The organism is Pseudomonas sp. LB3P93, from assembly GCF_054898025.1.
Genome location: NZ_CM142713.1, coordinates 4,301,753 through 4,316,740, shown reverse-complemented (window position 1 = coordinate 4,316,740; position 14,988 = coordinate 4,301,753). Strand labels below are relative to the sequence as shown.

General features: G+C 59.5%; 14 protein-coding genes and 4 pseudogenes. 7 read left to right on the top strand and 11 right to left on the bottom strand.

The genetic code is table 11. The features are described from left to right. Positions 1–135 precede the first annotated feature (135 nt). A pseudogene (locus tag ACYZT8_RS19575) lies at positions 136–342 on the top strand (helix-turn-helix domain-containing protein); the annotation flags it as partial. 44 nt (positions 343–386) lie between these two features. Then, positions 387–1,379 (top strand): diaminopimelate epimerase, encoded by a 993-nt coding sequence (locus ACYZT8_RS19570; RefSeq protein WP_461975163.1) that lies wholly within the window; start codon positions 387–389, stop codon positions 1,377–1,379. A 275-nt stretch (positions 1,380–1,654) separates the two neighbouring features. Here ACYZT8_RS19570 and ACYZT8_RS19565 read toward each other — a convergent pair whose 3' ends face one another. Continuing rightward, positions 1,655–1,945, bottom strand: coding sequence for a hypothetical protein (locus tag ACYZT8_RS19565; RefSeq protein WP_461975161.1), 291 nt, complete (start codon positions 1,943–1,945; stop codon positions 1,655–1,657). Positions 1,946–2,277: 332 nt separating this feature from the next. On the opposite strand from ACYZT8_RS19565, the gene ACYZT8_RS19560 reads away from it, so the two are divergent. Next, the gene (locus ACYZT8_RS19560) at positions 2,278–2,823 is read left to right on the top strand and encodes a hypothetical protein (RefSeq protein ID WP_461975159.1); all 546 of its coding nucleotides are present in this window, start codon (positions 2,278–2,280) and stop codon (positions 2,821–2,823) included. Positions 2,824–2,860: 37 nt separating this feature from the next. Here the strand turns inward: ACYZT8_RS19560 and tnpC are convergent. The 8 genes and pseudogenes from tnpC to ACYZT8_RS19520 form a co-directional block, all read right to left on the bottom strand. Then, positions 2,861–3,517: pseudogene (gene tnpC, locus ACYZT8_RS19555) on the bottom strand (IS66 family transposase); the annotation flags it as partial. 143 nt (positions 3,518–3,660) lie between these two features. After that, positions 3,661–3,951, bottom strand: coding sequence for an IS66 family insertion sequence element accessory protein TnpB (gene tnpB / locus ACYZT8_RS19550; protein ID WP_461975157.1), 291 nt, complete (start codon positions 3,949–3,951; stop codon positions 3,661–3,663). Positions 3,952–3,991: 40 nt separating this feature from the next. Then, positions 3,992–4,309: an IS66-like element accessory protein TnpA gene (tnpA, locus tag ACYZT8_RS19545; protein ID WP_461975155.1), complete on the bottom strand. Its 318-nt coding sequence runs from the start codon at positions 4,307–4,309 to the stop codon at positions 3,992–3,994. A gap of 377 nt (positions 4,310–4,686) precedes the next feature. After that, entirely contained in the window at positions 4,687–5,934 is a 1,248-nt protein-coding gene (gene codA / locus ACYZT8_RS19540; protein ID WP_461975153.1) for a cytosine deaminase, read from the bottom strand. Positions 5,935–5,947: 13 nt separating this feature from the next. Then, positions 5,948–7,219 (bottom strand): cytosine permease, encoded by a 1,272-nt coding sequence (gene codB, locus ACYZT8_RS19535; protein WP_461975151.1) that lies wholly within the window; start codon positions 7,217–7,219, stop codon positions 5,948–5,950. Between the two features lie 249 nt (positions 7,220–7,468). Then, on the bottom strand, positions 7,469–8,302 hold the full coding sequence (locus tag ACYZT8_RS19530) for an alpha/beta fold hydrolase (RefSeq protein ID WP_461975149.1): 834 nt from the start codon (positions 8,300–8,302) through the stop codon (positions 7,469–7,471). 229 nt (positions 8,303–8,531) lie between these two features. Further along, positions 8,532–8,888 carry a 6-carboxytetrahydropterin synthase QueD gene (gene queD, locus ACYZT8_RS19525; protein ID WP_008152165.1) on the bottom strand — a complete coding sequence of 119 codons (357 nt, stop codon included), beginning with the start codon at positions 8,886–8,888 and terminating at the stop codon, positions 8,532–8,534. A gap of 85 nt (positions 8,889–8,973) precedes the next feature. Beyond that, positions 8,974–10,053, bottom strand: coding sequence for a patatin-like phospholipase domain-containing protein (locus ACYZT8_RS19520; RefSeq protein WP_461975147.1), 1,080 nt, complete (start codon positions 10,051–10,053; stop codon positions 8,974–8,976). 184 nt (positions 10,054–10,237) lie between these two features. On the opposite strand from ACYZT8_RS19520, the gene ACYZT8_RS19515 reads away from it, so the two are divergent. The 4 genes from ACYZT8_RS19515 to ACYZT8_RS19500 are packed head-to-tail and all read left to right on the top strand — an operon-like array spanning position 10,238 to position 12,833. Continuing rightward, positions 10,238–10,546, top strand: a complete 309-nt coding sequence (locus ACYZT8_RS19515) for a PepSY domain-containing protein (RefSeq protein ID WP_461975145.1) — start codon at positions 10,238–10,240, stop codon at positions 10,544–10,546. Beyond that, positions 10,546–10,851, top strand: a complete 306-nt coding sequence (locus ACYZT8_RS19510; RefSeq protein WP_461954905.1) for a PepSY domain-containing protein — start codon at positions 10,546–10,548, stop codon at positions 10,849–10,851. Before ACYZT8_RS19515 ends, ACYZT8_RS19510 begins: the two co-directional genes overlap by 1 nt. 3 nt (positions 10,852–10,854) lie before the next feature. Continuing rightward, positions 10,855–11,523, top strand: coding sequence for a response regulator transcription factor (locus ACYZT8_RS19505; protein WP_030131520.1), 669 nt, complete (start codon positions 10,855–10,857; stop codon positions 11,521–11,523). Beyond that, positions 11,520–12,833: a sensor histidine kinase gene (locus ACYZT8_RS19500; RefSeq protein WP_461975143.1), complete on the top strand. Its 1,314-nt coding sequence runs from the start codon at positions 11,520–11,522 to the stop codon at positions 12,831–12,833. The genes ACYZT8_RS19505 and ACYZT8_RS19500 overlap by 4 nt, the downstream gene beginning before the upstream one ends. Before the next feature lie 144 nt (positions 12,834–12,977). Here ACYZT8_RS19500 and ACYZT8_RS19495 read toward each other — a convergent pair. Together ACYZT8_RS19495 and ACYZT8_RS19490 are read right to left on the bottom strand one after the other, a co-directional pair. Further along, positions 12,978–13,490 (bottom strand): annotated as a pseudogene (locus ACYZT8_RS19495) (methyl-accepting chemotaxis protein); the annotation flags it as partial. Between the two features lie 393 nt (positions 13,491–13,883). Next, positions 13,884–14,906 (bottom strand): annotated as a pseudogene (locus ACYZT8_RS19490) (PDC sensor domain-containing protein); the annotation flags it as partial. Positions 14,907–14,988 lie beyond the last annotated feature (82 nt).

Here is a 14,988-nt window from a genome sequence, read left to right as displayed (position 1 = left end):
CGTCCGCGCAGGTTTGCGGTCAGGCAGGGCGACATCGTTGCACAGCCTGACCCACAATCGCGAGTGCGGGTATCACCGTTGTTCGCACAACGCCCGCAAGGATTTGTCGCGTACTTGCAGAATGTCGAACAAACCCAGCGCTTTGTCAGTGAAACCGGCTTCACCTTTAGCCTAAGGCGTCAACGCGCACGCTTGCTTCGGACACTGGAGTTGCTTGCCGCAGACGTCCCGGTAACAACCATCGCGCTGGAACTGGGCTACGACAATGTCAGCGCGTTCATTGCCATGTTCCGGCGTACGTTTGGCGTGACACCGGGGCGGTATTTCATCGCAGTAGTTTGACGCCTACAGTACAGGCACTTTTCAGGCTGACTTCAGGACCGACCATGACGCCGTTCTACGATGCTCGAGGCAATATCTACGCGGTGGTGGCGCCCGACGCCGTGCGCGGTAGCGGTATCGATTTGCCTGACCAGGCCAGCCATGCTGCGCAAATCCGTGAGTGCTGGGCGTTGGCGGCCATCGAGGCGTTCTGCCGTTGGGCGCCCGGCACACAACCGCCGGGCAGTAAAGACCATCGTTGCGACGGGCTGCTGGTGGGGCCGTTTCAATCGTCGCCGCCCTTTGATCTGTTGATCGTCAATACCGACGGCACCCTGGCCGAGCGCAGTGGCAATGGGCTGACGATTTTTTCCCAGGCGCTCAGCGAGCAAGGATTGATGCCTCAGGAGGAGGCGTGCCTGCTGCGGGTTCATCACGACAAGCGCGATGCGGTTTCGCCGGTGGAAACTTCGGTGAAACCCGCTGAAGTCGACGACGTGCAAGGGTTTTGGCTGGATCTGGGCAAACCTTCGTTCGGGCCACAAGCCGTGGGCGCGCACGAGGTTGAAGGCGTGACGCTGAATGCTCGCGAAGTCAGCCATGTGCAGCCGTTGTCGGCGCTTGAGCCTGCCTGGAACCGCAGTCAGTTTGTGCGCATCGGCAATCCGCATTGCGTGACGCTGCTGACGAATGCCGACACGTTGCCAAGTAATGAGCAGATGCGTGAACCGCCATTGGCCCAAGGCTTGATGCGCATTGCCTACGCCGCACCGGCCGGAGCAGGGCAGCCGTGTCCGGCGGGGGTGAATTTGCAATGGGCGATGCTTGAGTCCGAGGGGCGAGTGGTGGCGCGGGTGTTCGAACGTGGGGAAGGGCCGACGGCGTCGTCGGGCACCAGCGCCAGTGCGGTGGCGTGTGCTGCGTGGCGGGTGGGTTGGGTGACGGCGGGAGAGGTCAAAGTGGTGATGCCGGGCGGCACGGCGCCGATTTTGTTGGAGGAGTCGGAGGGGGAATTGAGTCGGGTCAGGTTATTCGGTACGGCTCAGTTGATGGGTTGAATTGTAGGCCGTCATCGCGGGCAAGCCCGCTCCCACAGGGATCTGTGTCGCTCACAAATCCTTGTGGAAGCAGGCTTGTTTTTCGAACGTCATGATGCCGAGCATGTTTAAAGACTCGAAAAATACTTTCAGTATTCTTGTGCTGCAGACCTTGCCAAATTTTTTCCTAATCCTATAAGTACAATAAGGCACAAGACTAAAATGTTGAATCTTAGCTCTTGCACATTTTAACTAGTCTGTCTTAAACAGGCTTGAGATCTAAAGTGAGCGTAAATTTAACGTACTCCTCTGGGCAAGTTCCGCAAGCCTCCAAATGGTTCATGTGCTGCGTGCGATTCAGGTTTTTCAATGGAATATATAGCTGAATAATTTAATACTTCACCTTCCTGTTCCCCCTCCAGAACCCTCCTTGTTGGGCGCTCTACAGTCACACATATCGTATCGAAGCGAAGGAGTTTTTCTATTCGATTAGTAAGGGTCTGGCCGCCGTCAAACACACCCCAGATTTCGACTGTATTGCCTAAACCAATTTTATTGAGTTCTGCCTGCGCTTTTATACTGTCCATGATCAAAATCCAAATTTCATTAATGAAACCAAATTCTAGTTGCTCGCCAAGCTTGCTACACCTGTAATAACTGACAGTTTTTTAGAACGGTTTATAATATTTATATCGTCAATTAAGCGTAAGCGTCTGCCCAACACACCTTGTGATGTTAAACAGGCGCCGATCGATGTGGCAGCAGCTTTGCATAGTGCTCGCCCGATGCGTCGGTAGGCGCGTGAGCACGTCCTTCAAAGCCTTGCCCTCGAGATTGCTTTCAGATTGCGTTGGTGGGGACATTTAGGTATTCAAAAACTTGCCGATAACGGTCTGATATCTGAACCAAGGAGTAGTTTTTGAAAATCCGTTTGCTGGCCCTTTTTTCTGCTCTATTGCTAAGTGGCTGCGGTTCTACTAATTATGAGCAGCCTATACAAGAACAGCCCTACGATCAGGCAACCACCGCACGGATCCGTCTTTTTGGAAACAACGGTTTGCCCGTCGCAATCAATCCAGGGCAAGACTGCGCTTCGAGTAAAGAACCTCTTTTTGCCTACGGTTATACCGTTGCAGATAAGATCAACTCCACCGTAGGACAACACACCAAACGAAGTGTAGGAATGCCCGCGTCATGGAGAAGCGATCGTCTGAGCTATGGCGAGTCTTACTCCGAGTTTGTTATCCCCGCAGGAAAACCTTCTGTGGTCGTGGTGAAATTGGTCACCGACCAAGCGTTTTGTGTGCCACCTGCCAGAGTATTTGTTCCTGAGGCGGGTAAGGACTATGAGGCGTATCTTGACCGGCATGACGGGAAATGCGGTGGAGTGATTCGACTGCTCTCTGCTTTAGAAACGCCCGGCCTTATCGCAGACGTCCCGTCGAGTAGCTGCGCCAAAAAATAGATGTCCTCCTGAGTTAATGTCGCTCCTCGCCTCAAACTCAGGCGTGCACCCACTGATGGGGCAGCAGTTGATCAATCTCACTGGCACGCTGCGTCGGCAGCCGCGTCAGCACATCTTTGAGATAGGCATACGGATCATGCCCATTCATGCGCGCCGACTGGATCAAGCTCATGATCGCAGCTGCCCGCTTACCGCTGCGTAGTGACCCGGCGAACAACCAGTTCGAGCGTCCAAGCGCCCACGGCCTTATCTGATTTTCGACCGCGTTATTATCGATGGGCACAGCGCCATCCTCGAGATATCGAGTCAGTGCCGTCCAGCGCTTGAGGCTGTAATCCAGCCCTTTGGCGATAGCCGACCCTTCGGGCACAAGGTCGCGCTGGGCCATCATCCAGGTATGCAGTGCGTCGATAAGGGGTGCCGCTTTTTCCTGGCGTATTCGCCAGCGATCTTCGTCGGTCATCTCCCGCGCTTGCCGTTCAATTTCGTACAACCCGCCAATTGAGTGCAGCGCCTGCTCGGCCAGTTGGCTTTTGTTGGTCGCGTGCAGATCGAAAAACTTGCGGCGGGCGTGAGCCATGCAGCCGATTTCGGTGATGCCTTGCTGGAAACTTGCTTTGTAGCCGGCGAAATCGTCGCACACCAGCTTGCCATTCCACTGGCCAAGAAAGTTGCGTGCATATTCGCCCGCACGAATCAACCTGCGACAGTAACTGCGCCGCGAGGGCACGCAGTTGCTCGGGGGACATTTGGTCGAGGTTGGGCGAGGAAGTCATGCCGCGAATTTTGCCAGAGCAGGCCGTTCGCGGCGATAGACCAATGGGCTAATGGCGGGCGTTAAGGCCGTGTGATTGCACCGCCAGCCCCAACGCGTTGCCAAGGTAGGCCAAGTACCAAGGCCTGAAGTTGTTCGGTATCCAGCTCCATCTCGCAGCCTTGTCGAATGCCGGGCCAGTGAAACTTGCCTTGATTGAATCGGCGAGCAGCCAGCCAGACGCCAAACCCGTCATGCACCAGAACTTTCATGTGAGTGGCGCGGCGGTTGGCGAAAAGATAGGCGCAGTGCGGCTTCGCCGCACCAAACACCGCGATCACCCTGGCCAGCGCAGTTTCAGTGCCGGCACGCATGTCCTGGGCTCGGTGGCGAGCCAGATGGCGTCGATGCGAATCATTGGGTAAGTCCACGGACAAATTGGGCGCAGCCTTCAGGATCGGAAGTTGGCCATTTCACCGTGATCGATTGCTCGCCAAGCGGCAGCTCAATGATCGCCGACGCTTCAGCCTGCCGTTTGGGCGTAGCTCTCAATGGGACGAAAGCCGGCAACGCCGCTGGCGGCTGATCCCGGTAAAGCGGTAGCCACTTGCGGATAACGTTGGCGTTGATGCCGTGGCTGATGGCAACGCTAGATAGGGTTGCGCCCGGTTGCAGGCATTCCTGAACAACCTGGGCCTTGAAGGGTTTCGGGTAAGAGCTTCGTTGGCGCATGGAAATCCTGACGTTAAGGGCGATCGCGTCCGCTTAAAAATACGCGGACACCATCGCCCTTAATGCTGGAGTCCGGAAGGTGTGTTGGCTGGACGCTTACAATTAAGCTATCGGCGGTTCTAGTCGATGAAATGCTAAGTTTTGCAAACTGAATCGTTTAGGGCCGCAACGGGCTTGATCACTTTTTCCTTAAGCTCTCGCCGGTCAAATGAATTATGGATGCGGAATAGCTGTGATTTGAGAATGCGCCTTTCGGCGCTTCTTCATTTGCAGTAGCGGCCAAACTTAAGCCCGCCCCCACAAGGATTTGTGTCGTTCACAAATCCCTGTAGGAGCGAGGCTTGCCCGCGAAGAGGCCATCAGATTCAACGCAAGTCTCAGCTCAAACCACCACTGAATTCCACCACCGGCATCGTCCGCTTCATCAACACCTTGCCATCGCGAACCGAATACAGCGGCAATCCCTGACTGCGGATCACCTCGTAGTCGCTGTCCGCCGACAGAATCAGCAAATTCGCCGGCCGTCCGGCCTCCAGCCCATAACGGTCCCCAAGGTTCATGGCCTTGGCACTGTTATCGGTGACCAGGTCCAGCGCACTTTGCAGGTTGCGGTAACCGAGCATGTGGCAGATGTGCAGGCCGGCTTCCAGCACCCGCAGGATATTGCCGTTACCCAGCGGGTACCACGGGTCAACGATCGAGTCCTGGCCGAAACACACGTTCATCCCCGCTTCCAGTAACTCATTCACCCGGGTCACGCCCCGGCGTTTCGGGAAGTTGTCGAAGCGCCCTTGCAAGTGAATGCTTTCGGTGGGGCACGAGACAAAACTGATCCCTGAATGCCCGAGCAGGCGGAAGAGTTTGGCGCAATAGGCGTTGTCATAAGAACCCATGGCCGTGGTGTGGCTGGCGGTCACCCGCGAACCCATGTCGCGGCTGCGGGCTTCTTCGGCCAGCACTTCCAGAAAGCGTGAATGTGGGTCGTCGGTTTCGTCGCAATGCACGTCCACCAGGCAGCCGGTGCGCTCGGCCAGGTCCATCAGATACTTCACCGAGCTGACGCCCTGATCGCGGGTGTATTCAAAGTGCGGAATACCCCCGACTACATCGGCGCCCATGCTGATCGCTTCTTCCATCAGCTCGCGTCCGTTGCGATAGGACTCGATGCCTTCCTGCGGGAACGCGACGATTTGCATGTCGATCAGGTGACGGCTTTCCTCACGCACTTCGAGCATCGCCTTGAGCGCGGTCAGTTGCGGGTCGGTGACGTCGACGTGGGTGCGCACATGCTGGATGCCGTGGGCGGCGAGGGTCTGGATGGTTTTCCTGGCGCGGGTCTTGGTGTCTTCTTCGGTGATGGTCACCTTGCGTTCGCCCCAGCACTCGATCCCTTCGAACAGCGTGCCGCTCATGTTCCAGCGTGGTTCGCCGGCGGTGAGGGTCGCGTCGAGATGAATGTGTGGTTCGACGAAGGGCGGCACCACCAGATTGCCGCCGGCGTCGAGGTCGTCGGGGCCCAGGGTCGGGGCTTCGGTCTGACGGGCGATGGTGCGAATCAGGCCGTTTTCCAGGTGCAACTCATGCAGGCCTTCTTGGTTGCGCAGGCGGGCGTTGATGATGTGCATCAGGCGAATCCTTTTATAGATCTTGTAATGGAGCTTCAGCGGCACGGGCACCCAGTACGCTGGTCAGTAACACATACGTTAGCGCGGCAGCGGCAATCCCTACCAGTGGCGCGATCCAGGGCGAGCTGAATGCGGCGATGGTGCCGACGGCATAGGCGGTTAAACCTGGCCAGTTGAATGCCGGCAGTCGAGCATCGGCCAGACGAGGATATTGACCACGGTAGCGGAAGAAAAAATCCGCCATGATGACCCCGCCTATCGGCGGAATGACCGTGCCCAGCAGGATCAGATAAGGCACCAGCATGTCGTACATGCCCAGCAGCGCGAGCAATGTGCCAATCACCGCGCCGGCCAGGGTCACGGTTTTGCGACGACCGGTGCGCAACAGGTTGCAGCCGGCGACGGCGAAGTTGTAGATGGTGTTGTCCTGGGTGCTCCAGATGTTGAGTAGCAACATGGCCATCGCGGCCATGGCGAAACCTTGCAACAGCAGCACTTCGACCACGTCCGGTTGCTGGTAGACGATGGCCCCGTAGGCGCCGATCAATACCATCAGGCCGTTGCCGATGAAAAAGCCGATCAGGCTCGCCAGCACCGCGACCCGGGCAGACCGGGAGAAGCGCGTCCAGTTGGTCGCCTGGGTGGCGCCGCTGACGAAGGTGCCGAACACCAGGGTTATTGCGGTCGACCAGTCCAGCGTACCTGTCGGGACCACCGCGAGCAGCCCACCGAGCCCACCGACTTTCACCGTGGCGACCCACATCGATAGCATCAACAGCAACATCATTGCCGGCACCGCGATGTACGAGAGAATTTCCAGCCCGCGATAACCGACATACGCGGTTGCGCAAAAGGCCAGGCCGAACAGCACCATCAAGCCCAGAACGGCACCTTCGCTCAATTCGAAATACTTGCCCAGCACCACGGCGGCCGTGGCCGTGCCCCAGGCGTACCAGCCGATCTGGGTGAAACCGAGGATCAAGTCGCTGAGCTTGCTGCCAACCTCACCAAAGCAGAAGCGCCCCATCAACACCGAATTCAGGCCACTTTTGAAGGCGATGTAACCCAGGCCGGCGGCGTAGATCCCCAGCAGCAGATTGCCGACGATAATCACCGTCATCATCTCGCCAAAACTGAACGCCACGCCGAGCTTGCCGCCGGCGAACATGGTGGCCGTGAAGAAGGTGAAACCCAGCAGCACCATGGCCGTGGAGGCGAGGCCCTTGCGGGCATGCATCGGCACTTCGCTGAGGGGGTAATCGTTGCCCGGATCTTTTTGCGTCATGTGGCGTTCCTTGCTGAATGGGGGACGCGGGAGGGGTTGCAGTGGTCGTGCCAAGCGGGGATGGCTTAGTTATGTATAGCCGAGCCGGCGGCATTGACGCGGAGGAAGGCACAAAAGCGGTGCACCTGACAGAGCATAGAACCCATGTGGGAGCGGGCTTGCCCGCGATAGCTGTGGGTCAGTCGGCACATGTAATGACTGTCACTCCGCTATCGCGGGCAAGCCCGCTCCCACAGGGATTCGGTTTAGTCAGGGGAATTGATGCAGGGGCAGGAATCGCAGCAGCGCCGCGACGATGGCTTCCGGCGCATCTTCCTGAACCAGATGCCCGGCATTGGGGATGGGGTGAAACTGCGACCCCGCAATCATCTGATGCAGCGCCCGTCCGCGCTCGATGGGAATCCACTGATCATCCTCGCCCCACAGAATCTGTACCGGGCAACGCACCGTCGGGTACAGCCGTTCGGCCTCACGGGTATAACGCTCATCCATTTGCGCAATCTGCCGATAGAACGCCCCTTGCCCGGGATCGCCCAGCCACGGTTGCACATACGGGTCGAGTTCTTCATCGGGGATGTCGCGCTTGATCGCCCCGCGAATATAGGCCGGCACGATCGCTCGCTGAATGTAATCGGGCAGTCCGCTGAACGCCGCTTCGTGCTGGCGTACATGCTGCACGAACGGCGAACCCCACGGCGTCAGCGCCACGGGATCGATCAGCGTCAGGCTGCGGTAATCCTTGCCGTTCAGCAGGTGCGCGCGCAGCGCGGTGGCGCCGCCGAAGTCGTGAGCCACCACGTCCGGCCGCTCCAGGCCCCAGTGATCGAGCAAGTTCGCCAACAGCTCGTTCTGCACGCCCAACGATACGTCGCCGACGATTTTATCGGATTGCCCATAACCCAGCAGGTCGAAGTAATACACCCGGTGCGTGGCGATGAAGTGGGGAGCGATGCGGTGCCACACGTAAGACGAAAAGGGCGTGCCGTGCACAAACACCAGCGGCGGGCCGTCGCCCCGTACGGCATAGCGAACGGAGTGCCCGTTGAAGCGATAGGTCTGAGCCAGCGGCCAGTCATTCCTCATGGGGATGTCCTCTTGGCGTGTTCGAGCCAAAAAGCATAGGCATAAAAAAACAGCCGATGAAGGCTGTTTTTTGTATCACTGACGAAACGCATCCTCACTGTGGGAGTGAGCCTGCTCCGGGCGGCGTTCCGACGATGGCGTCAGCACACACAGCATCAATGTGACTGAAAGGCCGCTATCGCGAGCAGGCTCGCTCCTACAGGGGGCTTGCGTTGTCTTTTAGAGCGGGTTACTCGCCGTGATAGATGCAGCCGCTGGTGCACGTCTCGTGGATACGGATCGCGCTCAGTTCCGGCAGCAGGGGCTTCAATTCCTTCCAGATAAACTTGGCCAGCACTTCGCTGGTCGGGTTTTCCAGACCGGGAATGTCGTTCAGGTAGTTGTGGTCCAGGCGCTCGTAGAGCGGCTTGAAGATTGCCTTGATTTCCGAGAAGTCGCGGATCCAGCCGGTGTGCGGATCAAGGTCGCCGCTCAAGTGAATCGCGACTTTGAACGAGTGACCGTGCAGGCGCCCGCACTTGTGGCCTTCCGGTACGTGAGGCAGGCGGTGGGCGGATTCGAACGTAAACTCTTTGAAGATTTCCACAGTGATTTTCAGCTCTGTCAGGTGGCGATCGCCGCGGCGATGTGGGCAGGCGGCGAGTTTACCAGAGCGCCGGGCAAAACACTGACTAAAGGGTCAGCAAGCGCTCGCTGAGGCGACCATTGGCGACCAGTTCGAGGAACTCGTCACCGAGGCGACGGCTTTCGTCCATCGTCTTACGCCAGTATTTCTGCCGGCTCGGCGCATCGCCCATGAACCGCTTGAAGTCGTTGCGGTCCGGCAGCTTGCCGTAGGGCAGGCGCGCCAGGTAGTCCTTCGACGGCGCCAGCAGCAGAACATTCTGCAACCGCGCAGGGCAGGCACGGCGCCACGGCAAGGTCTTGTCGAACCAGCCGGGAATCACCCGGTCGGTGAAGTGCGGATACAGCACGATGTCGTTGCCGCTGTAGGGCAGGTCGAGGTGATAGTCGAGCAGGCCGCCATCGCGAAAGGTCCCGGCGCCGGCACCCGGCAGATCACGCACGCCTTCCATCACCATCGGGATCGAGCCCGAAGCGAGCAGGGCCTGGCGCAGGTTGCCGGCATTCAGCGCGACGAAGCGCGATGGGAAATCGTTGAGTGCGTTGACCGGCGGGGCCTGGCGCGGGTCGTGGATGATCAGACGTTCGAAGTGCCGCGACAGTCGCGCCCGACCGCGCAGGTTGTCGGCGATCACCGACGACAAACCCAGCCCGAGGCGGCCGCGATGGTCGTCCGCGAGCAGGCCGTGGCTTTTGACCACCATGATGTTCAGGCGGTAATGGGCATTGTCCAGAATCGACGCATCGCGGCCGTCCAGCAGTTCATCGAGCATGCGCCGGGAGCTCTGGCTGATCTGCGCCATGGTCACGCCCTTGGCGAAATTCTGTTCGGTGTACAGATGACCCAGGCGCCGAATGCCTTCGGCGGCATCCGGCAGGCAGGCGCTGGCGAAGCGCCAGGAGCCCACCGAGGCACCGATCAATGCGCGCTCGCGCGGCGCGGCCGGCAGCCATTCGCCAAACAACGCCAGGTCCAGACCTTGAATCCCCAAGGCTTTCGGCCCACCAGCGGCACCCGGCAGCGTGCCGACATCGGCGGCGCTCAGGCCGTTTTCACGGATGCGCGCCAAGGCACGAGGGCCGGCCTTGAGGGTCAGGGAAGGGAATTTGATGTGGATGGCGGTCATACCGGTCTCGATGTCTGGCAAGCGGGGGGATTATAAACAGGTGTGGGTGATGCAAAACCTTTTGGGTTTGTGCAGTCCGGTGATGTCGCGCTGTCATCACCAATGATGGCAATTCAGTTTCAGTTAAGTTCAGCTCGCTAAGGTGCCCCCCGTACGCAACACATAAAAAACACGGAGACACCCCATGAAAATCCTGACTGCCCTGTTCACCGCATCCATCATCGGCATGACCGTCAGCCTCGCCCACGCTCGTGACTTGGACCCCGATGAAGCCCTGCGGCTGCGCGACGCTGGTACCATTGTGTCTTTCGAGAAGCTCAACGCCACCGCTTTGGCCAAACACCCCGGCTCTACTATCAGCGGAACCGAGCTGGAAGAAGAGTACGGCAAGTACATTTACCAGGTTGAGCTGCGCGACCCACAAGGCATTGAGTGGGATCTGGAATTAGACGCTGTCAGCGGGCAGGTTCTCAAGGATCATCAGGATACGTAATGAAGGTGTTTTCGTTTTCACGCATGGCGCTGGTGCTTCTGGCGTTTTGTTCGGTCGTCATGGCCCGCGACCTGGATCAGGATGAAGCCCTGCGCTTGCGCCAGCAAGGCGTGATCCTGCCGCTGGAGCAGCTGCTGCAAAAGGCGCTGGACCTGTATCCCGGGTCCAAATTGCTGGAGGCCGAGCTTGAAGAAAAACACGACGTCTACATTTATGAAGTCGAGTTGCTGACCGCTGAAGGTGTGGTCCGTGAACTGGACCTCGATGCCGCCACTGGCCAGTTACTGAAAGACAAGGAAGATTGATCGATGCGTTTGCTTCTGGTGGAAGACCACGTGCCGCTGGCCGACGAATTGATGGCCGGCCTCAACCGGCAGGGATATGCCGTCGACTGGCTGGCCGATGGACGTGACGCCGTGTATCAGGGCAGCAGCGAGCCATATGACCTGATCATCCTCGACCTCGGCCTGCCAGGGTTGCCGGGGCTTGAGGTGCTGGCGCAATGGCGGGCCGGTGGTCTGGCGACGCCGGTGCTGATCCTCACGGCGCGTGGTTCCTGGGCCGAACGCATCGAAGGCCTCAAGGCCGGCGCCGACGATTACCTGACCAAACCGTTCCACCCCGAAGAGCTGCACCTGCGGGTTCAGGCGTTGTTGCGCCGCTCCCATGGACACGCCAACCAGCCGACGCTCAAGGCGGCCGGGTTGCATCTGGACGAAGGTCGTCAGTGCGTGACGCGCGACGGCGCTGACATTCAGCTGACCGCTGCTGAATTCCGCCTGCTGCGCTATTTCATGCTGCACCCCGAGCAGATCCTTTCCAAAAGTCACCTCGCCGAACACCTCTACGACGGTGAAACCGAGCGCGACTCCAACGTGCTCGAAGTTCACGTCAACCACCTGCGGCGCAAGCTCGGACGCAGCGTGATCGAAACCCGTCGCGGCCAGGGTTACCTGTTCGGCGGGCAAGCGCAGTGAGGTCGATTCAGCGCCGCTTGAGCCTGGGGCTGATCAGCGTAATGGTGGTTGTCGGCCTGGTGCTGGCGCAAACCAGCCTGTGGTTGTTCGAAATGGGGCTGCAGCGCTACCTCGAAGACGGTTTGCGCAACGACAGTGAAAACCTGTTGGTGGCGCTGGTGCGCGGGCCGCAGGGGCTGCAACTGGATGAGCGGCATCTGTCGCCGGCCTATCAACGGCCGTTTTCCGGGCATTACTTCCGTATCGATTTTGCCGACAAGCACTGGCGCTCCCGCTCGTTGTGGGATCAGGAGTTGCCGCCACTCGACCATCCCGGCCTGCACAGCAACCTGCAACTCGGTCCGGAAGGCCAGCAATTGCTGGTTCTGCGTTCGGATTATCGGCGGCTCGGGCAGTCGATTTCGATCAGCGTGGCGCAGGACTACACGCCGGTACGCGAGAGCTTCCGGCGCATGCAACAGCTCGGTCTGGGTCTCGGACTGGCGGGTTTGCTGCTGATTCTGCTGCTGCAACGGCTCACCGTGCGCCGCGCCTTGCGTCCACTGGAAAAGGCCCGTGAGCAAATCGCCCAGTTGCAGCAGGGCCAGCGCTCGCAACTCGATGATCAGGTGCCGGTGGAACTGGAGCCGCTGGTGGCGCAGATCAACCATTTGCTCGCTCACACCGAAGACAGCCTCAAGCGTTCACGCAATGCCTTGGGCAACCTTGGGCATGCGCTGAAAACGCCATTGGCGGTGCTGCTGAGCGTGGCTTCAAGCGAGAAGCTCGACGCTCATCCCGAGTTGCGCAAGCTCCTCACGGCGCAACTGGAGCAGGTCCAGCAGCGACTCAATCGCGAACTCACTCGCGCCCGGTTGTCCGGCGATGCGCTGCCGGGGGCGTTGTTTGATTGCGATGCCGAATTGCCGGGGTTGTTGGCGACGTTGAACATGATTCACGGCGAACACCTGAACCTGAGCTACCGCGCACCGGCCGGATTGCAGCTGCCGTGGGATCGCGAGGACCTGCTGGAATTGCTGGGCAATCTCCTGGATAACGCCTGCAAATGGGCGGATGCCGAGGTTCGGTTGAGCGTGGTCGAGACGGCTGAAGGGTTTGAGCTGAGCGTGGAAGATGATGGGCCGGGAATTCCCGAGGTGCAGCGCGATCAGGTGCTTGATCGGGGAACACGGCTGGATGAACAGACCGATGGGCATGGGTTGGGGCTGGGGATTGTCCGCGACATCGTCGACACGTGGGGCGGGGTGATGAGGTTGGAGGAAAGCGAATGGGGCGGCCTGAAAGTCGTCATCAAACTCCCCAAACGCTGACAGCGATCTGAAGTTCACTGATCAACCTGTGGGAGCGGGCTTGCCCGCGATGGCGATCTAACAGTCAACACAGATGTTGGATGTTATGGCCCCATCGCGGGCAAGCCCGCTCCCACATTAGTTCATGCGGATACAGAAATCGGGTCAAACGCGAAACTGATCCATCAAACTCTGCTGCTGATTCGCCAGGCTATTCAACGACTGACTCACCCGCGCCGACTCATTCGCCTGTCCCGACAGCGACTCCGTCACATCCCGAATCGTCGCCACGTTGCTGTTGATCTCCTCGGCCACCGCGCTCTGCTCTTCGGCAGCAGAGGCAATCTGCAGGTTCATGTCGCTGATCACCGTCACCGCCTCACCAATCTGGCGTAGTGCGGTTACCGCCTGGCCCACCTGTTCGACGCTGCCTTGCGCCTGCCGATGGCTGTTGTTCATCGATCCGACCACATCCTGCGTACCACTCTGCAACTGCTCGATCACCAGACGGGTTTCTTCAACCGACTCCTGCGTGCGTCGCGCCAGATTGCGCACCTCATCGGCCACCACCGCAAAACCACGTCCGGCCTCACCGGCACGGGCTGCTTCGATCGCGGCGTTGAGGGCCAGCAGGTTGGTCTGCTCGGCGATGGCGCGAATCACTTCCAGGACCGAACCGATTTTCTCGCTGTTGGCCGCCAGGCCTTCGACTTGCACCATCGCCGCGCTCATGTCGGCGGCGAGGTTGTCGATGCTGGTGGTGGTTTGGCCGATCACGGTCAGGCCCCGGCGAGTCGCTTGGTCGGCATCTTTCGCGGCCTGGGCGGCTTGCGCGGCACTGCGGGCGACGTCCTGGGCGGTGGCGCTCATTTCGTGGGACGCGGTGGCGACCTGATCGACCTGACGGTATTGCTGCTCCATGCCGGCGCTGGTCTGCGTGGCGATGGCGGAGGATTGGTCCGCCGTGCTGCGGGCGTCCTGCACTGAGCGTTTCACTTCGGCGATGATCGGTTGCAGTTTATCGAGGAAACGGTTGAACCAGCCGGCCAACTGGCCCAGTTCGTCCTGCTTGTCGTAAGCCAGGCGCCGGGTCAGGTCGCCTTCGCCGCTGGCGATGTCTTTGAGCATGTGCGCCACGCCGAGGATCGGTTTGGTCACGCTGCGCGCCATCAGCCACACCAGCAGCAAACCGATCAACGCGGCCAGCACGCCGAGGCCAAGTTCAACCAGGGTGCCGGACCTGTTGCTGTCATCGAGTTGGTTTTTCAGGGCTTCGGCCGGGCCGACCAGGACCTTTTCCGGCACGTCGAGCAACACACCCCAGGATTTTCCGCCGGGAATCGGCTGGAACGGCGACAGCACTTTCAGTTGCTGATTGCTGTGCAGGCTTTCGGTCTTGCTGCTGGTCGCGAGCATGCGAATCAGCTCGGCACCGTTGGTTTTGTCGACGGCGTCGAGGCGCTGGCTGAGTTTGCTGGCGTCTCGGCTGTAACCGGCGAGCAAGCCGACCGGGCTGATGATGCTGACGCCGGTCTGGCCGTCATAGAGCTTTTTGCTCGCGCCCTGACTCATGGCCTGCAGGCTGTTGAGGTTGATGTCCACCGACAGCGAGGCGATGACTTTGCCGTTGACCATCAGCGGGAAGACGATGCTGGTCATCAGCACGTTCTGGCCGTCGATCACATAGAAGTACGGTTCGATCACGCACGGTTTGAGCGTGGTGCGTGGGCAGGTGAACCAGGCGTTGGCCGGCTCGCCGCTGGGGCCGGCACTGGTGTCGGCCATGTCGCTTTCCGGCAGCGCCATCGACGTCACTTTACCTGGCGTCGGTTGCGACCAGTACAGGGCAAAGCGGCCCTTGTCATTGCTGCCGAGCTCAGCTTGGCCGGCGAACAGATCGTCCTTGCCGTCCAGTGCGTTGGCTTCGAACACCAGGGACAGACCAAGCAACTCCGGGTTGGCTTGCAGCGCCGACTTGACCTGACGGGTCAGGTCCTCACGCAGGTCGAAGGCATCCAGAAAACGCTTTTCCGCCTGATCGCGGAGGAACAGCACCTGACGCGAAAAGCCGTGGCCGTATTGATAGGCGTCCATGAACTGCTGACGAATCACCAGTGCCTGGTTTTCACCCTGGGATTCGATCCGGGCCTGAGCGGCTTCGGTGAGCATCTCCATG